The following is a 21,355-nucleotide window of genomic DNA, read 5'->3' as shown; positions in this document are numbered from 1 at the left end:
CTGACCATGATCAGACAGACAATACAGGCTTACCCTGATAACTGGGATGCCCGTTTGTCTGACACCATTATATTATCCGCATCCCGTTACTGGATTGACGGGTTATTAAATGAAACGTATGAATACTGGATAAAAGATACACACCGTGAGCTGTGGGATCTGGAAGAAGAATATAATCAGAGCAGAATAATAAACCGTCAGCTGGCTGCCCTGTATACACTGTACAGTGCATATTATCCGCAGGCGGAGCTGTCAGATATCAAAAACAGTCTCGCGGGGTCCGCACAGGATCTTTCCCGGACAGAGCATAATATTCACACTCTCCGGAGGGAAATTCCGTTCACGCTGCGTCATTTTGTTAACCTGTTCCGTGATGTGATTTATCATCATAAGTCCTTGCAGGACAACCACATTCCGGACTATTTCCGCACTGCCGTACAGCTGATTTTGCAGCTGAAAAACAACAATGATGACGACCGGCTGTATCAGTGGCTGAACAGCCGCAATATCTGTCTGACGACAGATAAAATACACTGGTGCTGACAGCACCGGTAAATATAGCGGATAAAGGGATAGCAATATCCCTTTTATCTGACTGCACAAAACGATAATACATAAAAATAAAATAGTGATTACGACGGAAATAACACACCAACGGCATTTGCCTGATAACCTCAAGAGGATTGATATTTATGTACCGTCACACTGAAACTATTACTGCCACACCTGTATTTACCGGTAAACGCCGGTTGTTATGGCAGACACTGGAGACATTCCCTGCAGAAAGTCAGGAATACCGGGATATCTGCGGGAGCTTACTGGCGCCGGTAATTTGTGACCTGAAAAAAATAAAATATACCGGGCAGATAACCAGAGACTCACTATTACAGACCCTGTCGCACTATGATGAATACGGCGAACAGCAGGAATTTATTTTATCCCGGCTGTGGCAGTCACTGCCGGAGTCATTATCTGACAGTGACCTGAAATCACTGATTGCCACCGAACTCAATCAGTTGCTCTATGTGAATAACCAGCTGACTTTCTCTCAGTTTAATCTCCGCTGATATGCCGCATTAATCCGGCAAAATAGCAAATGACCGGACAGGGAATCCGCCCGCATTGTCCGGCTTTGCCACGATATTAAAAATTACCGCGCCTTTGGCCGGGACTTTATCGAGATTGGTCAGCAGCTCTATCTGGTATGCATCCTGATCCAGTACAAAATATTCCGCCAGCAATGCACTGTTTTTGCGGAAATCCTGCGCCGAGTCGGTATCAAAGGTTTCATGTCCCACGGCGCTGATCCCGCGCTCACGAAACAGAAATTCCAGAGCATCCATTCCCCAGCCCGGAATATGGTTGTTGCCTTCCGCATCTTTATTATCCATCAGTGCCTGTGACGGCCAGCGTTTGCTCCAGTCCGTGCGCAATGCCACGAAACTGCCGCTTTCAATACGTCCGTGAATCTGTTCAAAAGCCAGCACATCTTCTGCGGATAACGCAAAATCCGCATCCTGCTGTGCTCTGGCGGACTGATCAATCACCACCAGCGGCAACACCAGCTCTTTCAGTTCCAGCTCATGCACAAAGCGCCGCCCCTGTACAAAATGGCACGGCGCATCAATATGGGTGCCGTACTGGCCGGGAAACGTAAACTGCTGGGCAAAAAAGCCATCGCGGTAATCAAACAGTGTTTTAAACTCCGCCGGTTCAAACATAAAAAAGTGCGGTGAATCCGCATTAAATGCGTGTGTCAGGTCAATCCATTTTTTGGATTTCAACAGATTCACGGCTTCAGTTAATGATAATGACATTCTGCCCCCTCAATGTTATACCGGTAGTTGTTGTGATTTATGCTCTGGTTATCAGTCAGAATTTACACGGCTTGCCGGGGAAGTCATTTGCAGATATTTCATGTTGTTGTCCGCACCGGACAAGGGGAACACAATGTTAAAAGTGATTGCTGAAGATTTTATGCAGCCGGATGCCGTTGAGATCCTGATGCCGATGTATGAAGAACTGGTTGCCGCCACCCGCCGTGAGCCGCTGTGTATCAGTTATGATCTGTTTGTCGATCAGAAAGACCCGGGGCATTTTGTTTTTATCGAAACCTGGCCGGATCAGGCCGCGCTGGATACCCATTGTGCCAGTGAGCACTTCCGTCGCCTGGTACCCGCCATTAATAAATATCAGCGTGCCGAACCGCGTTTTATCCTGATGGACAGCGCCGTTAAGTAATAATCAGGGCGGGTATCCCCGCCCTTCCTGATTCAGTCGTGGTCGATTTTCGCTTCTTTCGCTGCCGCCTCACACCACTCAATAATGGCAGGATGCGCCAGGATCCGGTCAATCCATGCCTGTGCCGCCGCTGAAAACGGCAGCTGATAAGTCCGTGCCCGCAGAGCCACCGGCACATAAAAAGCATCCGCCGCACTGATATTTTTCCCTGCCAGCCACGGGCCGCCAAACCCGGTTAATCCCTCACACCAGATCTTATCCAGACGCTGACACTCTTTCTGTAATTCCGGTGTCATCTCTGCGGCCTGGCGGCTTTCCGTGCAGTTCAGCGGGCACTCACGGCGCAGCGTGGTAAATCCGGAATGCATTTCTGCCGCGGCAGAGCGCGCCCAGGCACGGGCGATTTTTTCCTGCGGCCAGACATGCGGATAATCCTCCGCAATATATTCACAGATTGCCAGAGAATCCCAGACCGTGGTATCCGCTGTCACCAGGCACGGCACCAGCCCGGACGGGGAAAAGCGGAGAAATTTCTCATAACTGCTGCCACCCGGCACAAAGGTGGCAAGCTGTTCATCGAACGGAATATTCAGGGCTTTCAGTAAAAACCAGGGTCTCAGCGACCAGGAAGAGTAATTTTTATTGGCGATCCATAATTGCAGAGACATATAACCCCTCTCAGTAAAATTAAAATAAATGATATAAACAGAAGGTTGATTGCCTTACTCAAGGTATCCGGTTTTTATTCCGCTGCCTTAAAAAAGGATAAATCCTGTTCATATTCTTTCTGATAGTGCCCTTCCGTGCCCAGCGCATCCTGCAAAAAATGTAAAAATGCGGAGACTTTTTTCGGCAGATATTCACGATCCGGATAAACCGCATAGATATGATGCAATGGCAGCATGTATTCCGGCAGCAGAGGGATCAGCCGCCCGGCGCGGATATCCGGTGCCGCGATAAACTGCGGCAGCTGACAGATCCCCGTTCCCTGTAAAACAGCCTGATGCAGCGCCAGACTGTTGTTGGCACGCAGAGTGCCCTGCGGGGTAAAACGCACCACGTCTCCCCGGTGCAGAAATGTCCATGACTGACCGGCCTGAAAATAGCTGTAAAACAGGCAATTATGAGATTTCAGGTCCGTCAGATTCTGAGGTGTACCATGTTGTGCCAGATAGGCGGGAGACGCACAGAGCACACTGCGGCAGGGAGATAACACGCGGGCAATCAGTGAGGAATCCTGCAATTCACCGATCCTGACAGCCAGATCAAACCCTTCACCGACCAGATCCGTCAGTTTGTCATCAAATACCATTTCCGCCTGTAATGACGGCCAGCGCTGTAAAAATTCAGGCATTAATTTGGCCAGATGCAGACTGCCGAACACCGCCGGGGCACTGATTTTCAGTGTGCCGTCAACCTCACGGCTGTAATATGACAACGCATCCTGCCCGTCCAGCACAGCCTGATGGGCTTTTTTCAGATAGGTGTAATAAAGCTGTCCGGCTTCAGTCAGCTGCAGATGGCGCGTGGAACGGGTGACCAGCCGGATGCCGGTTTGGGTTTCCAGCGCCGACAGTTTTTTGCTGACCGCCGATTTGGTCATGTGCAGATACTCTGCTGCTTTTGTCAGGCTCCCCTGCTCGGTGATAGCAATAAACACCGGTAAAAGCGAAAAATCCATCTCAGCCTCTTTATTGTCAACTAACAGGAAACTCTGTTTTTCTTTTTATAGCGTTTATTCCGGACACCGGCAATCTCTATACTCTCTCCGTCCGCAATAAAGTGAAAATAACGATGAAAAAAGAGATCCTGTTACCGCTGATAGCCTTACTTTCCGGGGTATTACTCACCCTGATGATTATGAGCAACAGCTATTTATCCACCTTTACTTCTCCGCTGCACGCCTCCTGGCTGACACACGGTATCGGTGCCATTGTTGCCCTGATTATCTGGCTGACAGTGAAAAAGCACCTGCCGCCACGCCGCGCCGGTACAAAAATGCCGCTGTGGTGCTATCTCGGCGGGATACCCGGTGCGTTTACCGTACTGCTGGCGGCGATCACCGTTAACAGTCCGCTGTCACTCTCCGGCTCGATTGTACTGATGCTTGCGGGGCAGATAGTGACCGGGCTGATTATCGACCATTTTGGTCTGATGGGACTGACACGGCGCAAAGTGACAAGCCGCGACGGGCTGACACTGCTGCTGTTATTCAGCGGCTGTATTTTGATCATTGCAGGAAAATAATGATGTTACTGTTTTATATTACTATCGCGCTGACAAATGGCATTTGTATTATTTTCAGCCGCAGTATTAACGGCAGATTATCTCAGAGCAGCAATGCGTTTTATGCCTCGCTGGTTAATCATATTGCCGGTTTTATCTTTCTGAGCGTGGTTGTACTGTTTTACCTGCCGCCGTTCCCCGTCACACTGAACAGTATTCCGCTGATTGCATTCACCGGCGGCATTATCGGTGCCTGTTTCGTGGTGATAAATAGTTATATTCTGCCGCTGCTCGGCGCCACACTGACCACCATTCTGGCTATCTGCGGCCAGGTATTATCCGGCTTTATTATCGATATCATACAGCACGGCATGCCGTCACATCTGCTGATGCAGATAACCGGTGTCATCTTAATCCTGCTGGCTATCGCTGTCCGCTACCGGAAGTAATTTTTCTTATTTCGTTACCCAGCGAAGTGTTTTCTCTGTGCTTCCGTTATGATTAGCCGGACTGCATAAGGAGAATCCCATGTTTGCTGTAATTTTTGAAGTGACTATGCCGGAAGACAAGCAATCACGTTACCTGGATATCGCTGCCGGGTTACGCCCGCTGCTCAGTGATGCTGAGGGCTTTATCTCTATTGAACGTTTTGCCAGCCTGAGCACACCGGGTAAATTATTGTCGCTCTCATTATGGGAAGACGAAGCCTCTCTGCTGAAATGGAAACAAAACCTGCAGCACCGGCAGGCTCAGGAAGAAGGTAAAGCGGATATTTTCTCTTTTTACCGCATCCGTATTGCTGAAATCACCCGTGAGTATGACTTCGGGCAGGAATAACCGGCGGAGCTGATATGTCAGAAGAACACGCACCTGAGTTAGAAACCGCGCTTGCCGGTGTGGCTGCCGCACTGGCTGACCCGTCCCGTATCCGCATACTCTGCGCCCTGATGGACGGCAGAGCCTGGACAGCAACTGAACTGAGCATTGCCGCGGATATTAGTGCCTCCACCGCCAGCGCCCATCTGGCAAAACTGGTCGCCGGAAAGCTGATTATCTGTATTCCGCAGGGGCGTCACCGCTATTATCAGCTGGCCGGATTAAACGTGGCCGAAATCATCGAAAAAATGATGAATCTCACCGGTATTCCGGTAACAGCCGCCATCCGCAAATCCTCCGCCCCGCCGCATTTACGGCAGGCCAGAACCTGTTATGACCATCTGGCCGGGGAAACGGCGGTGGCTGTGTATGATGCGATGCAGGAAAAAGGCTGGATAACCGCTGACGGCACCACGCTGACAACGGCGGGAGAATCTGCGCTGACCGCACTCGGGCTGCCTGCCGCTCACACGGTAAAACGGGTTTTCTGCTGCGGCTGTCTGGACTGGAGTGAACGCCGGTTTCATCTCGGCGGCTATCTGGGTGCCGCCCTCTTCACTCACTGTGAGCAACAGGGCTGGCTGACCCGCACACCCGGGTACCGTGAAGTGACAATTACCGGAAAAGGGAAAAAACAATTCCGGCAATGGTTAGGGATTCAGATCCCGTAATTATGAACTTCTGACCAGTAATAACGATAATTTACGGGCAAACGGCAGAACAAATAAGACGGTCGGGAATGCAATGGCCCAGGATATGCCCCATGATGACAGCCACGGGGAAACCAGCAGCCAGGAGAATCCCAGCGCTTTGACGGTACTGATAAACGAAACAATACCACTCATAACCAGCGATAAGAAAAAAGGCACCAGGAAGATTAACGCGCGCTGAGGCAGCTTCGGAAAACCTAAAATATAATTTTTGTCCTGAAAAGACATAGACGACTCCGTATAGTACGACACAACAACACATAACTGTTGTAATGCACAAAGTTACATGCGTTGATTAACGTAAACGCTTACGGGTCAGAGAATTGACCTTTGATGGCGCTATTCTATGAATCTGAATGCATTTGTCAAATGCAATTTATTCTCAACAAGAAAAATTAATATCTGTTATTCAGTCATCATCAGAAAAATTGAGGAAACTGAACATGCTCTCTTTATAACGGGTGGTGGCCTTCAGCATTTCTGTACCGGAAACCTCCTGTAAACTCCCGTCATGCGCCATTTTACGGAGGTCATCCACCCGTAGGTCATCACTCAGTAACGCGCGTACAGTCGTATTATCCGGAATTAAATAGATCGGTCCGCGCATAAGCTGTGATGCGCCCAGCCGGTCAAAATAATAATATTGTCCGCCTTTCTGCCAGACCTCCCCGTAATGGTGAGAAGTAATATCGCCGATTTTTTCCCAGTTATCCGTTGTATTATCACCGAGACGATAAAGTATCGTACTGCGGGAAATAAGACCCGGTGATTTCCGGCCGCCCCATGATTCTGAACCCTGCAAATACCGGGTTTCATTGCCGCAGGTGAAAATCAGCGGTGATATTTCCCGGCAACTATCCTGCAATGGCGGATTATCACCGGCGCGGCGGATTTTTTCTTTTTTCCGGTCATAAAAGTAAACGCCATTCCGGGATAAAAACAATCCCTGATTTACATGCTGACCATAGTAACTGATCACGCGGTAAGGCGCATATTCCGGCGGGAACATGACATTATTCATGGCCGCCTGACCGGTTTGCGGATCAAATAAATAGGCTTCCTGAAATAAATTACCGAGGTAAAAACCATACAGTGATTCTGTATCTTTCAGCGGTAATAAATGGTGCTGATAATAAACATGTTCCCCGTCGTGATAAAACACCCTGCTCTCACGCACTGATTTATCATTCTGCCGGACAGCCACAGGACGCAATGTCTCCGGGTTTGCCGCCGGCATTAATTTACCGTCAAAGAAAACCTGTTCTCCGTTACTGACAAGCCCGGAATCCGCTGATATCCGGTAAGGTGTGGCAGACGGTGGCAACTGTTGCTGCGGATAATAGTAAGTCAGAGGCTTATCACTCAGTCCCCAGCCGTAACGCCATTGCTGATACAGCTTTTGCAGGCCGGTCAGTTCATTATTTATCCGCGTATAAGGGGCACAGAAAACCGTATTTTTACCATCGGTAAAATAGCCATTCCCGATAGTAACCGCCGTCTGAGGATTAAAATCCGCAACGGGAAGATTACCGCACCAGGCGTGATATTTATCGGCTGCAAATTGCCGGCCATTGTGGTTGTTATTGCCAGGCAATAATCTGAAACTATCCGGGTCCGCGCCGGGGATTAAAAAATACCCGTCAGACGGAACAGCGGCATACACCCGGCCGTCATACAATGTAAAAACGGAGTGCCCGAATGATTTCCCGTTCCGGTCAATATCGTAATACGGTGTTTTATCCATGGCCAGAATGACCCCGGATATAAACAGGACGGAGACCAGCATAATGCCGGACATAATGATAAGAACAAGGCGTTTGCGGGCTTTCATAGGATGGGAATAGTATCCGAAAGCATTGCCGTCTGCTATCAGAGAAAACCATTTTTCAGCCCGGAATTATCATCTTTTCCGGCTGTTATACCAGTATCTGCTTCATAAAAATTGTAATAAACAGATCCAGCGGTTCACCGTTACGGGTCAGTTTGGCACGCATGACCGCCCCTTCCCAGCCCGCCCAGAAAAAAGCCGCCATCTGCCTGCAGTCAGTATTTCCGGAAATAAGATTTTGCGCCTGTGCTTCCAGAAGACAATTCTCCACTTTCTTTTGCCAGCCGGTAATAATGTCATTAAGTAATTCGCAATACCCTGCCGGCAGACTGACAACTTCCTGCCCGAGATTACCGACCAGACACCCGCGCTGCCAGTGGTATTTTTCCATTCCGGATTTGGTAATCCTGCAAAATGTCAGTAATCTTTCCGGTGGCGGCAATGTGGTATCAGACAGACACTTATCCAGCAGATGAGAAAAACAGCTGTCATAATGACGTATCACTTTCACACCAAAATTTTCTTTACTGCCAAAGTAATAATAAAAAGATCCCTTCGGAATACCCGCTTTTGTTAATATTCCGCTGATATCCGACGTCATATATCCTGTTTCGGTAAATACCTCCGTACCGCTGCGGATCAATATTTCTTTTACATCGGTACCTGCGTCATGGTTTTTCGGCGGTCGTCCCCGTTTCGGCTTTGTCATTATTACTGTCATTACGTTTTATCTCTGTTATGCGGAATATACAGATTGCTGTTCGTATACATTCCGGCTGTTTCGCTGCAGGAAAAAATCCTCCCGCCGTAACTGCACGGGAGGAACCCACCGGAGAGTGTTCGTTATTTCATCATTACGTCCTGGTTTTGTTTCATTTCAAACCGCGGGGAAACAAAACCATACAGTGTCCAGCCGAGGAAGGTGGCAAGCGCCCCCCACATCACAGCATCTTCACCGGATGAATACAGCGCATAGAAGCTATAAACAGAACCGATAAATGCAATCACATTGCCTGTCCGTGCTTTCTTAGGATCCACATTGGCGACTTTCTGCAGAATAATCATGGCAGCCATGGAAAGGATATAAGGGATAATATTGGTAACAACCGCCAGGTTAACCAGCACATTGAACTGTTTATTCAGTGACGGGCTGATGGTCATCAGCGACAGTGCAGACTGAATAATAACAATAACCAGCATACCTTTTACCGGGGCATCCGCTTTGGTAACGGCAGAAAAGATTTTCGGGAAATAACCGGAATCAGATGATGATTTAAATACCTGCGCAATGGTGAACTGCCAGCCTAACAATGAACCGCAGCAAGACATAATCATCAGCGCCATAACAACCTTACCCACACCCGGCGTAAACATTTGTGAGAATGCCAGGCCAAACGGTGCAGTAGAGTTTGCCAGATCCATATTCGGTACAATACCGGCAATGACGTTTGTTGATACGATATAAATAACCGCTGCGCCTAATGTTCCGCCCAATACTGCTATCGGCACATTTTTCTCAGGATTATCAACCGCCTCACTGTTAGCACAGGCTGACTCCATTCCTAAAAATGCCCATAATGTCATCGCAATAGAGGAACCGACCGCCTCAAAAAGCGGAAAATTATGCGGGTTCCAGGAATTAACATACAGTTCAGGGCTGAACCACCACCAACCGATAACCGAAATACCGACAACCGGAATAATGACCCCCCAGACAGTCACACTGCTGATCCGTCCGGTGATCCGTGCACCGCCGAAGTTTGCCACCGTACAAATCCACAACACAACAATTGTGGCAATACAGATACCCAGCGGCGTCATCGCCGCATCCATCAGTTCAGCACCATAACCGACGGCTGAAATCGCGATCGCAACGTTTGCAATCAGCAGAGAAACACCATAGGTATAATTCGCCATAAAGTTACCGGATTTACCGAATGCGTATTCCGCGTAACCTCCCATCCCGCCGCTGCGGCGGCTGTACATACCGCACTTGGCAAATGCATAAGCCAGTGCCATAGAGCCGACAGCGGTCACAACCCAGGACAGAATAGAAACCGTCCCCACTTCCGCCAGTTTTGTCGGCAGCATAATGATGCCGGATCCCATCATATTCACTGCGGTTAATATAGTGAGCTGTAATACGCTCATTTTATTTTTTGAAGCACTCATCATATTTCTCCCCGGCTGACGGAGCACGCTCATCCGCGCTCCGTCATGCACGAATTAACGAACTCAGTGTTTAATTACATAGCCGTATGCCCGCTGACGGCCATCTTCATCACAGCGGATATACACACCCTGTAATTCCGGTGAGAATCCCGGGAAGAGGTTAATCCCCTCCTCGAGCGCCAGAAAATATTGCTGCACGGAGCCGCCCCAGATTTCCCCCGGAACCACACACAGAACCCCCGGCGGATAAGGCAGAGCACCTTCAGCCGCAATACGACCTTCAATCTGATCCACCGCAACCAGTTCCGCATTACCGCGTACAAACGCAATATTCGCGGCCTGCGGTAACATGCTGACCTGCGGAAAATGTGATTTGCGGAACATCTCTTTCTGGAGTTGTTTCACATTAAATTTCACATACATATCATGCATTTCCTGACATAACTGACGGATGGTATACCCCTGATAACGGGCTTCATGCGCATGATATACAGACGGCAGTACCTCTTTCAGCGGAGCATCCTGTTCCAGTAATTGCTCAAAACGGGCAATCTGAGCCACCAGATGCTGCATTTTTGCCATGCTTTCAGCAGGTGTCAGCAGGAACAGAATGGAGTTGAGATCGCATTTTTCAGGAATGATATTATTTTCACGCAGATAGTTAGCCAGAATCGTTGCCGGCACACCGAACGCTTCATAATTACCGGTTTTGGCATCAATACCCGGTGTTGTCAGCAGTAATTTGCACGGGTCAACAAAATACTGATTTTCTTCATATCCCTCAAAGGCATGCCAGCGCTCACCCGGCACAAAATTGAAGAACCGGAGATCATTGGCAATCACATCAGTCTCAAAATCACCCCATGAACGGCCATCAATAGTTTCCGGAATGAACGGGCGGATATGCTGACAGGATTTCAGCAGCAACTTACGGGTTTCAATCCCGGTTTTCACGCAATCCATCCATAAACGCTTACCTGATTTCCCTTCATGCATTTTGGCGTTCACATCCAGAGCGGCAAACAGCGGATAGAACGGGCTGGTGGAGGCATGCATCATAAAGGCATTGTTCAGACGCTTATGATTCACATAACGGCTCTGGCCTTTAATATGGCTGTCTTTTTTATGGATCTGGGATGTCTGAGAGAAACCGGCCTGTTGTTTATGGACTGATTGTGTGACCAGAATTCCGGGATCATTTTCATTCAGCTCCAGCAAAAGCGGAGAACAATCTTTCATCATCGGAATAAACTGTTCATAACCAACCCAGGCAGAATCAAATAAAATGTAGTCACATAAATGACCGATTTTATCGACAACCTGGCGTGCGTTATAAATTGTTCCGTCATATGTGCCCAGCTGAATAACGGCCAGGCGGAACGGACGTTTTTCGCCTGTCCGTTCAGGTGCGACTTCTTTAATTAAACCGCGAAGATAATTTTCCTCAAAACAGTGAGCATCAATCCCGCCGATAAATCCGAACGGGTTGCGCGCCGCTTCCAGATAAACCGGTGTTGCCCCCGCCTGTATTAATGCGCCGTGATGGTTTGATTTGTGGTTGTTACGATCGAATAATACCAGGTCGCCCGGTGCCAGTAAGGCATTGAGCACCACTTTATTTGAAGACGACGTACCATTAAGGACAAAATAGGTTTTATCCGCATTAAAGACTTTCGCCGCATGCTGCTGTGCCGCGCACGGAGCCCCTTCATGAATCAGTAGATCCCCCATGGAGACATCCGCGTTACATAAATCAGAACGGAATAAATTTTCGCCGAAATATTCAGCAAACTGGTTACCCAGCGGGTGACGGCGGAAAAACTCCCCGCCCTGATGTCCGGGACAATCAAAAGCTGAATTGCCCTGCTCAACATATTTTTTCATACTGCCGAAAAATGGCGGTAACAGACTTTCTTCATATTTCAGCGCCGCTGTTTCCAGTTGCTTACTGTATAATTCACCGTTCTTTTTATTTAAATCAATCACGCCGGTTAACCGTGTAATGACATCTGCCGGAATGACTTCGTGATCACTGATTACAGCAAAAACCGGCTGTTCAAAACTGTGCTGCTCAATAAAATCCAGCTTTCCGTCGCGGATATCATCAAGTGAAATAACGATGACAGCAACATCAGTAAAATCTGTATTCAGGATATCCACACATTCCCGGTGTGTTGAAATATAGTCAGACATATCATAGCTGACAGCGATTTTATAACTTTTCATTTTCATACCTTTTATTTTTGGCAAAAAATTCCCGCTGAAATACTCAGAAAAAATATTTCAGTTATTTATTTTCATAAATGCGAGTTTGTTCCCTCAATATAATATTGAGTTAAAAAATCACATTTCTCTTTATGCCATTACGTATGCCAAAACAATGTTCAGGACTGACGGCTTTCACTATCTCAGCAAGGGCTTTTTTGCCGCAGCCGGGAATGACGAAAGCTGTTTACCTGTACATTGATATGCATGAAAGCCAGAGTATGAATTATCAATCAGAATTCAGCATATCCACACATAAATGCGGGATATAATGAGAAAGAGGTCGACGATCCATACGATGGCAATATGCAGACAACGTCATGGATGTCAGTAGAGGGACTACCTTTGTGCATTAAAACGATTAAAATCAAAACACGAACGATGTGAGAACATCATAAGGTGTGTAACACGTCTTATATGCGGCCAAAATCGGTTATTGTTTTCCATTTTTGCACCTGTTTAAAATTAAGACTATCTGACGAACAATTATTAATATAACCAAGTATAAATACTATACCGTGACATACATCAAAATAATAATCCTAAAAATATATTTAACCAATATTAGTTAGTATAAAAATACATTTTGTTAATACTGTGTTGTGTATATTATTGGCGCAAATTAAAAAAACAAATACATATTTAATATAGTTACTACGTCTATATTATAGATAATAACTAATCCTCTGATAATATAGTGACCTGGTCTATAATCATTATTTATAAGATAATGAAATACAATCACGACATATATATTTAATCAAATCGCACTAATAGCTTAATTTTAAATTAAGGTGTAATAACAGTAAATTATAAAAAATACTATTTTATGACCGGGAAACTCGTAAAATTAATAAAGTATTATTTCTGAATAATTATTCATTCTAATAAAAATATTTCTCCGGGCCGGTTAAATATATAAAACCGTACGAAGCCGGAGCCTGCAATGACGGGCACCATTATGCTGACACAGACACATATGTGACTGAATCAGAGTTTCAGACATGCGGAATGAGATACACCGGAGAAACTCAGTTGCTGAAAGATTAGATAAGACCGGGAGTTAACGAAGAAAACTGGAGCGGGCGAAGGGAATCGAACCCTCGTATAGAGCTTGGGAAGCTCTCGTTCTGCCATTGAACTACGCCCGCGTCAGGATGTGTGAGATTATACGCCTGTCATCTTGTTTATCAAGAGGATAGTGAAAAAAAAGCCCCACAAATTTGTGAGGCTCCGTGTTCATTTACCGCAGCAATTATTTGCCCGGACGCATCGCAGGGAACAGGATAACGTCACGGATGGTGTGGCTGTCAGTAAACAGCATAACCATGCGGTCGATCCCGATACCCAGACCCGCTGTCGGCGGCAGACCGTGCTCCAGCGCGACAACATAGTCTTCGTCATAGAACATCGCTTCGTCGTCACCGGCATCTTTCTGGCGGACCTGCTCGGCAAAACGCTCTGCCTGATCTTCCGCATCGTTCAGCTCGGAGAAACCGTTACCGATTTCGCGCCCGCCGATAAAGAATTCAAAGCGGTCAGTAATAAACGGATTGTCGTCATTACGACGCGCCAGCGGAGAGACTTCTGCCGGATATTCAATGATGAATGTCGGCTGGATCAGATGGCTTTCTGCCACTTCCTCGAAGATTTCACACTGTACGCGGCCCAGACCCCATGATTTTTCAATTTTGATATTCAGGGATTTCGCGATAGCAACTGCTTTATCCATATCATCCAGATCCGCCATATTGGTTTCCGGACGATATTTGCAGATAGCTTCTTTCATGGTGAGTTTGGCAAACGGTTTGCCGAAATCGAATTCCTGGTCACCGTATTTCACGACCGGGTTACCCAGCACATCCTGCGCGATGGTGCGGAACAGCTCTTCGGTCAGTACAATCAGGTCTTTATAATCGGCATATGCCATATAAAGTTCCATCATGGTGAATTCCGGGTTGTGACGCGGGGAAACCCCTTCGTTACGGAAGTTGCGGTTGATTTCAAACACGCGCTCAAAACCACCGACCACCAGACGCTTCAGATACAGCTCCGGCGCAATACGCAGATACATATCGATATCCAGCGCATTATGATGGGTAACAAACGGACGCGCGCTTGCCCCGCCCGGGATCACCTGCATCATCGGGGTTTCTACTTCCATAAACCCTTTGTTCACCATGAACTTACGGATTTCAGCCAGAATACGTGAACGCACCGCAAAGGTATGACGGGATTCATCGTTGGCGATCAGATCCAGATAACGCTGGCGGTAGCGGGTTTCCTGGTCACTCAGACCGTGGAATTTATCCGGTAACGGACGCAGTGCTTTGGTCAGCAGACGGACTTCAGTACAGTGGACAGTCAGTTCGCCGGTTTTGGTTTTAAATAACTTACCGCGCGCCGCGAGGATATCGCCCAGATCCCATTTTTTAAAGGATTCGTTGTACACGCCTTCAGCCAGGTCATCACGGGAAACGTAAATCTGAATACGGCCCGCAGTGTCCTGTAAGGTGGCAAAAGAGGCTTTACCCATGATACGGCGGGTCATCATACGGCCGGCAATCGCCACTTCGATATTCAGGGCTTCCAGCTCTTCCGCGCTTTTTTCGCCATATTTTTCATGCAGCTCACCGGATACCGCGTCACGGCGGAAATCATTCGGGAATGCAACGGCTTCTTTCTCACGCAACTGTGCCAGTTTTTCACGGCGTGTTTTTAATTCGTTATTTAAATCAGGTGCCTGCTCAGCACTGTGTTGATCTTGTGACATTTTTAATCCTTATAAACCCGCTTTTAAGCTGGCCTCAATAAATTTATCCAGATCACCGTCTAATACAGCCTGCGTATTACGGGTTTCCACACCGGTACGGAGATCTTTAATACGGGAATCATCAAGTACATAAGAACGGATCTGACTGCCCCAGCCGATGTCGGATTTGTTATCTTCCATTTCTTGTTTATCGGCGTTTTTCTTCTGCATTTCATATTCATAAAGTTTTGCTTTCATCTGACGGAAAGCCTGATCTTTATTCTTATGCTGCGAGCGGTCATTCTGACATTGTGTGACGATACCGGTCGGAATATGGGTAAGACGCACCGCAGATTCCGTTTTGTTCACGTGCTGACCACCGGCACCGGAAGCGCGGTAAACGTCAATACGGATATCCGCCGGATTGATTTCAATATCAATATCATCATCCACTTCCGGATAGATAAACGCGGAACTGAACGAGGTATGGCGGCGGCCGCCGGAGTCAAACGGGCTCTTGCGCACCAGGCGGTGAACGCCGGTTTCGGTGCGCAGCCAGCCGTAGGCATATTCGCCCATGATCTTAACCGTCGCCGATTTCAGACCGGCCACGTCGCCGTCAGATTCTTCAATAATTTCGGTTTTAAAGCCGCGGCTTTCTGCCCAGCGCAGATACATACGCAGCAGCATGCTTGCCCAGTCCTGAGCTTCTGTACCACCGGAACCGGCCTGGAGATCAAGGTAGCAGTCAGCGCTGTCATATTCACCGGAGAACATCCGGCGGAATTCCAGCTGACCGAGTTTATCTTCCAGTCCCTTCAGCTCTTCAACCGCTTCGTTAAAGGTCTCTTCGTCATCGGCTTCGACGGCGAGTTCCAGCAGACCGCTGACATCCTCAAGCCCCTGGTCAAGGTCATCAATGGTTTCCACGATGGCTTCCAGAGAGGCGCGTTCCTTACCGAGTGCCTGGGCACGTTCTGGTTCGTTCCAGACGTCAGGCTGTTCCAGCTCGGCGTTAACTTCTTCTAAGCGCTCTTTCTTGGCATCGTAGTCAAAGATACCCCCGAAGCACCGAAGTACGCTCAGTCAAATCCTGGATCTGATTTTTTACCGGGTTAATTTCAAACATGTCTTTTTATCTTTTGTTGATTGTCAGGTAATAATGTGAGAACTGCATATTGTAGCGAAAATCCGCTCATCATGACAGCACTGCAACCCCCTTTCGGACTAAAATTAATCCGGCCAGATATGTTCTATCAGTAACTGCACACTGCGCTGTCCGCGGAACTCATTCACATCCAGTTTATAGGCGAGACGAACCCGCTGCACACTGTTGTCCGGCCAGTAATTCACATCAACATTAAAGGCGATACCATCGAGCAGCGGACCGCCGTCTTCCGGTTCAATCATCACTTTCAGGTGCTTTTCACCGACGATACGCTGTTGCAGCAACCGGAATGTGCCGTCAAACAACGGCTCCGGGAACCCCTGCCCCCACGGCCCGCCTTCGCGCAGCAATCCGGCGGTTTCCAGTGTCATATCCTGCGGTGACAGCACGCCGTCACTCCAGATAACGCCGTGCAGCAGCCCGGGGTCGATCATATCGTCCACCAGCGCGGCAAATTTATGCTGAAAATCAGGAAAATACGATTCCGGCAGAGAAAGCCCGGCCGCCATGGCATGCCCGCCGAATGCGGCCATCATTCCCGGATTGAGCGTATCGAGCCGCTCAAGCACATCCCGCAGATGCAGGCCGCTCACCGAGCGTCCGGAGCCTTTCAGCAGACCATCGCCGCAGGGGGCAAAGGCAATCACCGGACGGTGATAACGCTCTTTGATGCGTGAGGCGAGAATACCGACCACGCCCTGATGCCACTCAGGGTGATACAGAGCTATCCCTGACGGCATTTCCGTGGTGCTGTGCTCAATTTTGCTGAACAGTGTCAGGGCTTCCTGTTGCATCCCCTGCTCGATTTCGCGCCGGGTCTGGTTCAGGCCGTCCAGTTCATGCGCCAGCATGCGTGCTTTCGCCATATCATCCGTCAGCAGCAGTTCAACACCGACTGACATATCATCCAGTCTGCCCGCCGCATTCAGACGAGGCCCGAGAGCAAAACCCAGGTCACTCGCCACCAGTGCGGGAGCCTGCCGTTTGGAGATTTCCAGCAGTGCGGTGATCCCGGCACAGCAGCGTCCGGCACGGATGCGGTTCAGCCCCTGATGCACCAGGATGCGGTTGTTCTGATCAAGCGGCACCACGTCCGCCACCGTACCCAGTGCGACCAGGTCGAGCATTTCAGCCAGGTTCGGCTCGGCAATATTCTGTTGCGCGAACCAGTCATCCGCCCGCAGTGATGCCCGCAGCGCGGACATCAGATAAAAGGTTACGCCGACACCGGCCAGGGATTTGGAGAGAAATCCGCAGTCTGCCAGGTTAGGGTTAATAATCGCTTCCGCCGGCGGCAGAATCTCCCCAGGCAGATGGTGGTCAGTCACAATCACACGGATCCCGGCAGCATGAGCGGCAGCCACGCCGTCATGGGAGGAAATGCCGTTATCCACTGTCATAATCAGCTCCGCCCCTTTGCGGCGGGCCTGCTCTGTCACCTGAGCGCTGAGCCCGTAGCCGTCCTCAAAACGGTTGGGGACAAGGAAATCCACCTGCCGGAATCCCATCCGGCGCAGTGCGCGGACAGACAATGCCGTACTGGTCGCGCCGTCAGCATCAAAATCGCCGACAATCACAATCCGCTGATTCTGGTGCAGTGCTTCTTTCAGCAGTACAACGGCCTGGTCAATGCCATTAAGCTGACCGTAATTAAGCAGCCCGCGTGCACCGCGCTCCAGTTGCTCCGCAGAGGTAATTCCTCTGGCAGCATACAGACGGCATAACAGTTCGGGGCGATCGGGAGAAAGCAGTGCTGTGTAATCCGCCGCATCACGGCGGCGGAGTTCTGTTTTTATCATAACAACCTGATTATACTATTAATTATTTATTTACTAATTCAGCAATTTTATCTGCAGATAAGTAACCGGCAATCAGCGTTCCGTCCTCAAGGACAATCGCCGGGGTGCCGGTGATGCCGAATTTCAGGCCGAGATTATAGTGTTTACTGATATCAATGTTACAGCTGTCTATCTGCGGGATCGGCTCATTACGGAATGCATTGTCCAGCGCTTTGGTTTTGAACGCGTTACACCAGACTGACTGCATTTCCCGGCCTACCGCAGACTCCGGCCCTTTGCGCGGAAACGCCAGATAACGGACCGTAATGCCTTTATCATTCAGCGCTTTATTTTCATTATGTAATTTCAGGCAGTACGGACAGGTGATATCCGTAAAGACCGTAATAACGTGGCTGCCGCGCTGAGATTTATAAATGATCATCTCATTTTCCAGGCTGTTCAGCTCATCCAGCAGCACATTATTGGTGATATTTTTCGGAGTTTTGCCGCTCATATCAAACATCGGCCCCTGTAACAGATAACGGCCGTCATCGCTGATATAAAAAACACCCTGCGGGGTGGCTACCGCCGAGACACCCGGCACCGGTGACGGGCGGATCATGGTGGCGGTCATATCCATTTTGCCCAGTGCCGCTTTAATTTCGCTTTCCCCGGCGACTGCACCGTGGCTGAACACCAGCAGAAGCGCCAGTGCGGATGATACAATTTTCAGCATACTGTTTCCTTATCAGCCGCGCGGATGGTGCTGCTGGTGCAGCGTGCGTAACCGCTCCGTCGCGACATGGGTATAAATTTGTGTGGTGGATAAATCACTGTGCCCCAGCAGCATCTGCACCACCCGCAGATCCGCCCCGTGATTAAGCAGATGCGTGGCAAAGGCATGGCGCAGCACATGGGGCGAGAGTTTTTCTGTCGCAATCCCGGCGGCGACCGCATAGTGTTTGATGCGGTGCCAGAATGTCTGCCGTGTCATCTGCCGCCCGAGTTTACTCGGAAACAGTACGTCCGCGGCCTGTCCGTTCAGCAGTGACGGCCTGGCCTGTGCCAGATAAACCTCCAGCCAGTACACCGCTTCTTCCCCCATCGGCACCAGGCGCTCTTTATTACCTTTGCCGATCACGCGGATCACGCCCTGGCGCAGACTGACATCCGGCAGCGACAGTGACACCAGCTCTGTCACGCGCAGTCCGCAGGCATAAAGCACTTCCAGCATGGCTTTATCGCGCAGTTCGAGCGGATCGGTAACATCCGGAGCCGCCAGCAGATCATCCACCTGGCTTTCGCTCAAATCTTTCGGCAGCCGGGCTGGCAGTTTGGGTGCCGCCAGCTGAATGGTCGGGTCATCCGTCCGCAGTTTTTCACGGTAGCAATACTGGAAAAACCGGCGCAGCGAGCTGAGCATCCGCGCCGAACTGGTGGCTTTGTAACCGCGATCCAATCTGCCGGCCAGAAAAGCCTGCAAATCAAGGGTGGTCAGTGATAACCAGTCCAGATCCTGCGGTGCCAGCCAGTCCGCCAGTGCCTGTAAATCCAGGCGGTAGGATGCCAGGGTGTTTTCCGATAAATTCTGTTCCAGCCAGATAGTATCAAGAAACTGCTCTGTCAGTGCATCACTTTCGCTGTGTTGTACGGCGTCCTTCACCGCTGACCTCCCGTTTGAATTCCCGTGTCAGAATTAACTTATCTTCTGTTACAATACCGTAATCCTGTGATGAAAGCAGCGCGCAGAGGCGGTGAGCTTTCATTTTTTACCCGATACACAGCAGAATAAACAGATGAAAATTGGTCTTTTTTATGGTTCCAGCACCTGCTATACCGAAATGGCAGCTGAAAAAATCCGTGATATTTTAGGTGATGATCTCGTTGAACTCCATGATGTGAAAGAGACAGATCTGCAACTGATGGAAAGCTACCCGGTGCTGATCCTCGGTATTCCGACCTGGGATTTCGGTGAAATCCAGGAAGACTGGCTGGCGGTGTGGGAGCAACTGCCGCAGCTTGATTTATCGGGAAAAATTGTCGCCATGTACGGCATGGGTGATCAGGTGGATTACAGTGACTGGTTCCTGGACGCCCTGGGCTATCTGCATCAGCAGTTGCAATCATCCGGGGTGAAATTTACCGGTTACTGGCCGGTGGACGGTTATACCTTCACCAGCCCGAAAGCTCTGACCCCGGATGGCAAACATTTTGTCGGTCTGGCACTTGATGACGTCAATCAGTATGACGAAAGCGAAGAGCGCATCGCCACATGGTGCATGCAGGTACTTGAGGAAGTTCAGGAACTGCTGTAGGCCGATCAGATATCCGGGTACTGCAAAAGCAGCTGATTAAGGCTGCTCCATGCCTCGGCCGGGACACTGTCAGAGGCTATCCACAGGTATTTCTGCCGCCCGGATGTCAGTGAGCGCAGATGCAGACGGATACCAAGCCGTGTAATATACGGCGGTTTGGTGATCTCCCATTCACTTTTGCGCCACAAAATCCGGTTATGGTTTTGCAAACTGGCAGGACCGGCGCGTTTGCTGATTTTATACTGTGTCCGTCCCCAGCCCGCTATCAGCAGCAGTGTCAGCGGCAGCCAGATAAATGAGGTTCTGCCGGGCCAGGGCGCAAATAACACACTCAGCGCCAGCACACCGTAAATCAGTGTTGAGAAGACCTGAGTCTTAAATGAGACACGTAATACTGATTTCCATAAAACCACCGGCCTGTCCCCTCTGTATCCTGACACAATGACAGCACCCGCTGTCCGGCTGAGAACCCGGTTATCCCGCGTCCGTCAGCCGGAAAATATACGGCATTCCTTCCCGGTTTCCTATGAAATAACTGTGACCGGTTATGACTTTCTCTGCCGCTCAGTCCGGATAATACGCTGCGTTCTGTGCTGCCATCCGTGCCTGATTACGTTCCTGAATCAGGCGGATTATCTGATACAGTGCCTCATCATCCGGACGGCCTTTATTCATCAGCCAGTTAAACAGATCCGGATCCGGGCAGTTCAGCAACTGTACAAAGTCCTGTTTCTGAGCATCGGTCAGCGTATCATATTCATGCTGAAAGAACGGCATAATCGCAATATCCAGCTCCCGCATGCCGCGACGGCAGGCCCAGTGGATGCGGGCTTTATTTTCAATATCTAACACCGGTATATCCTTTTTATAAGAAGCGGTTTATCAGACCGGTAAACATAACTGATGATACCAGCGTAGCCTACCAAGCCCTGACAATAAAGAAAATCGTCTGCCGCACATGCCGGAGAAAAATGCGTCTCAGGCGGAAAAATAAATGAAATCCGCAACTGCCGGTTTCATTGTC

The 21,355-nt window shown here is 49.2% G+C and carries 24 protein-coding genes and 1 tRNA gene; 8 read left to right on the top strand and 17 right to left on the bottom strand.

Going from position 1 to position 21,355, the window contains the following annotated elements; all coding sequences use genetic code 11:
- Window positions 1-6 precede the first annotated feature (6 nt).
- The gene (locus ACSBQN_RS02665) at window positions 7-543 is read left to right on the top strand and encodes a hypothetical protein (protein ID WP_227989340.1); all 537 of its coding nucleotides are present in this window, start codon (window positions 7-9) and stop codon (window positions 541-543) included.
- 149 nt (window positions 544-692) lie between these two features.
- A complete protein-coding gene (locus ACSBQN_RS02660) occupies window positions 693-1,067 on the top strand; it encodes a guanylate kinase (protein ID WP_354633193.1) in 375 nt (124 codons plus the stop codon).
- 9 nt (window positions 1,068-1,076) lie between these two features.
- On the opposite strand, the gene ACSBQN_RS02655 is transcribed toward ACSBQN_RS02660, so the two are convergent.
- On the bottom strand, window positions 1,077-1,817 hold the full coding sequence (locus ACSBQN_RS02655) for a cyclase family protein (protein ID WP_201894015.1): 741 nt from the start codon (window positions 1,815-1,817) through the stop codon (window positions 1,077-1,079).
- Window positions 1,818-1,950: 133 nt separating this feature from the next.
- Between ACSBQN_RS02655 and ACSBQN_RS02650 the strand changes: the two genes are divergently transcribed.
- The gene (locus tag ACSBQN_RS02650; RefSeq protein ID WP_045137904.1) at window positions 1,951-2,241 is read left to right on the top strand and encodes a putative quinol monooxygenase; all 291 of its coding nucleotides are present in this window, start codon (window positions 1,951-1,953) and stop codon (window positions 2,239-2,241) included.
- Window positions 2,242-2,273: 32 nt separating this feature from the next.
- Here the strand turns inward: ACSBQN_RS02650 and ACSBQN_RS02645 are convergent, their stop codons facing one another.
- Together ACSBQN_RS02645 and ACSBQN_RS02640 are read right to left on the bottom strand one after the other, a co-directional pair.
- Complete coding sequence (locus tag ACSBQN_RS02645) at window positions 2,274-2,909, bottom strand: glutathione S-transferase family protein (protein ID WP_354633192.1); 636 nt, start codon at window positions 2,907-2,909, stop codon at window positions 2,274-2,276.
- 74 nt (window positions 2,910-2,983) lie between these two features.
- Entirely contained in the window at window positions 2,984-3,922 is a 939-nt protein-coding gene (locus ACSBQN_RS02640) for a LysR family transcriptional regulator (RefSeq protein ID WP_201894011.1), read from the bottom strand.
- 113 nt (window positions 3,923-4,035) lie between these two features.
- Here ACSBQN_RS02640 and ACSBQN_RS02635 point away from each other — a divergent pair, with 113 nt between their 5' ends.
- The 4 genes from ACSBQN_RS02635 to ACSBQN_RS02620 all read left to right on the top strand — a co-directional run bounded on the left by ACSBQN_RS02635 (window position 4,036) and on the right by ACSBQN_RS02620 (window position 6,014).
- Window positions 4,036-4,488: a DMT family transporter gene (locus ACSBQN_RS02635; RefSeq protein ID WP_024474892.1), complete on the top strand. Its 453-nt coding sequence runs from the start codon at window positions 4,036-4,038 to the stop codon at window positions 4,486-4,488.
- Window positions 4,488-4,916 carry a DMT family transporter gene (locus ACSBQN_RS02630; protein ID WP_152695482.1) on the top strand — a complete coding sequence of 143 codons (429 nt, stop codon included), beginning with the start codon at window positions 4,488-4,490 and terminating at the stop codon, window positions 4,914-4,916. The genes ACSBQN_RS02635 and ACSBQN_RS02630 overlap by 1 nt, the downstream gene beginning before the upstream one ends.
- A 79-nt stretch (window positions 4,917-4,995) precedes the next feature.
- Entirely contained in the window at window positions 4,996-5,304 is a 309-nt protein-coding gene (locus tag ACSBQN_RS02625) for an antibiotic biosynthesis monooxygenase family protein (protein ID WP_024474890.1), read from the top strand.
- A 14-nt stretch (window positions 5,305-5,318) separates the two neighbouring features.
- A complete protein-coding gene (locus ACSBQN_RS02620) occupies window positions 5,319-6,014 on the top strand; it encodes an ArsR/SmtB family transcription factor (protein WP_036406176.1) in 696 nt (231 codons plus the stop codon).
- Here the strand turns inward: ACSBQN_RS02620 and ACSBQN_RS02615 are convergent, their stop codons facing one another.
- The 12 genes from ACSBQN_RS02615 to xerD form a co-directional block, all read right to left on the bottom strand.
- Window positions 6,015-6,281, bottom strand: coding sequence for a DUF2798 domain-containing protein (locus ACSBQN_RS02615; protein ID WP_024474888.1), 267 nt, complete (start codon window positions 6,279-6,281; stop codon window positions 6,015-6,017).
- 181 nt (window positions 6,282-6,462) lie between these two features.
- Window positions 6,463-7,884 carry a DKNYY domain-containing protein gene (locus ACSBQN_RS02610; RefSeq protein WP_354633191.1) on the bottom strand — a complete coding sequence of 474 codons (1,422 nt, stop codon included), beginning with the start codon at window positions 7,882-7,884 and terminating at the stop codon, window positions 6,463-6,465.
- Window positions 7,885-7,969: 85 nt separating this feature from the next.
- Window positions 7,970-8,590, bottom strand: a complete 621-nt coding sequence (gene acuR, locus ACSBQN_RS02605; RefSeq protein WP_226890162.1) for an acrylate utilization transcriptional regulator AcuR — start codon at window positions 8,588-8,590, stop codon at window positions 7,970-7,972.
- 134 nt (window positions 8,591-8,724) lie between these two features.
- Entirely contained in the window at window positions 8,725-10,053 is a 1,329-nt protein-coding gene (potE, locus tag ACSBQN_RS02600; RefSeq protein WP_024474885.1) for a putrescine-ornithine antiporter, read from the bottom strand.
- A 63-nt stretch (window positions 10,054-10,116) separates the two neighbouring features.
- A complete protein-coding gene (gene speF, locus ACSBQN_RS02595) occupies window positions 10,117-12,279 on the bottom strand; it encodes an ornithine decarboxylase SpeF (RefSeq protein ID WP_024474884.1) in 2,163 nt (720 codons plus the stop codon).
- A 378-nt stretch (window positions 12,280-12,657) separates the two neighbouring features.
- Complete coding sequence (speFL, locus tag ACSBQN_RS02590) at window positions 12,658-12,765, bottom strand: leader peptide SpeFL (RefSeq protein ID WP_107678959.1); 108 nt, start codon at window positions 12,763-12,765, stop codon at window positions 12,658-12,660.
- A 630-nt stretch (window positions 12,766-13,395) separates the two neighbouring features.
- Window positions 13,396-13,469 (bottom strand) — tRNA-Gly (locus ACSBQN_RS02585).
- A 104-nt stretch (window positions 13,470-13,573) separates the two neighbouring features.
- Window positions 13,574-15,091, bottom strand: coding sequence for a lysine--tRNA ligase (gene lysS, locus ACSBQN_RS02580; protein WP_004238325.1), 1,518 nt, complete (start codon window positions 15,089-15,091; stop codon window positions 13,574-13,576).
- A gap of 9 nt (window positions 15,092-15,100) precedes the next feature.
- A protein-coding gene (prfB, locus tag ACSBQN_RS02575) for a peptide chain release factor 2 (RefSeq protein ID WP_096862115.1) occupies window positions 15,101-16,199 on the bottom strand; the annotation gives its coding sequence in 2 pieces (ribosomal slippage) (window positions 15,101-16,123 and window positions 16,125-16,199; 1,098 coding nt in all).
- 104 nt (window positions 16,200-16,303) lie between these two features.
- Window positions 16,304-18,037, bottom strand: a complete 1,734-nt coding sequence (gene recJ / locus ACSBQN_RS02570; RefSeq protein ID WP_024474883.1) for a single-stranded-DNA-specific exonuclease RecJ — start codon at window positions 18,035-18,037, stop codon at window positions 16,304-16,306.
- A 22-nt stretch (window positions 18,038-18,059) separates the two neighbouring features.
- Entirely contained in the window at window positions 18,060-18,752 is a 693-nt protein-coding gene (gene dsbC / locus ACSBQN_RS02565) for a bifunctional protein-disulfide isomerase/oxidoreductase DsbC (protein ID WP_024474882.1), read from the bottom strand.
- Window positions 18,753-18,764: 12 nt separating this feature from the next.
- Window positions 18,765-19,679, bottom strand: coding sequence for a site-specific tyrosine recombinase XerD (gene xerD, locus ACSBQN_RS02560; RefSeq protein ID WP_152713725.1), 915 nt, complete (start codon window positions 19,677-19,679; stop codon window positions 18,765-18,767).
- 133 nt (window positions 19,680-19,812) lie between these two features.
- On the opposite strand from xerD, the gene fldB reads away from it, so the two are divergent.
- A complete protein-coding gene (gene fldB / locus ACSBQN_RS02555; protein WP_024474880.1) occupies window positions 19,813-20,331 on the top strand; it encodes a flavodoxin FldB in 519 nt (172 codons plus the stop codon).
- Between the two features lie 5 nt (window positions 20,332-20,336).
- Here the strand turns inward: fldB and ACSBQN_RS02550 are convergent, their stop codons facing one another.
- Together ACSBQN_RS02550 and sdhE are read right to left on the bottom strand one after the other, a co-directional pair.
- Window positions 20,337-20,744: a protein YgfX gene (locus ACSBQN_RS02550; RefSeq protein WP_024474879.1), complete on the bottom strand. Its 408-nt coding sequence runs from the start codon at window positions 20,742-20,744 to the stop codon at window positions 20,337-20,339.
- A gap of 151 nt (window positions 20,745-20,895) precedes the next feature.
- Window positions 20,896-21,183: an FAD assembly factor SdhE gene (gene sdhE, locus ACSBQN_RS02545; RefSeq protein WP_004240904.1), complete on the bottom strand. Its 288-nt coding sequence runs from the start codon at window positions 21,181-21,183 to the stop codon at window positions 20,896-20,898.
- Between the last annotated feature and the right edge of the window lie 172 nt (window positions 21,184-21,355).

Origin of the sequence: Morganella sp. B601 (assembly GCF_051172335.1) — a bacterium.
Classification (GTDB): Bacteria; Pseudomonadota; Gammaproteobacteria; order Enterobacterales; family Enterobacteriaceae; genus Morganella; species Morganella morganii.
This window is presented reverse-complemented; position numbering and strand designations above follow the sequence as displayed.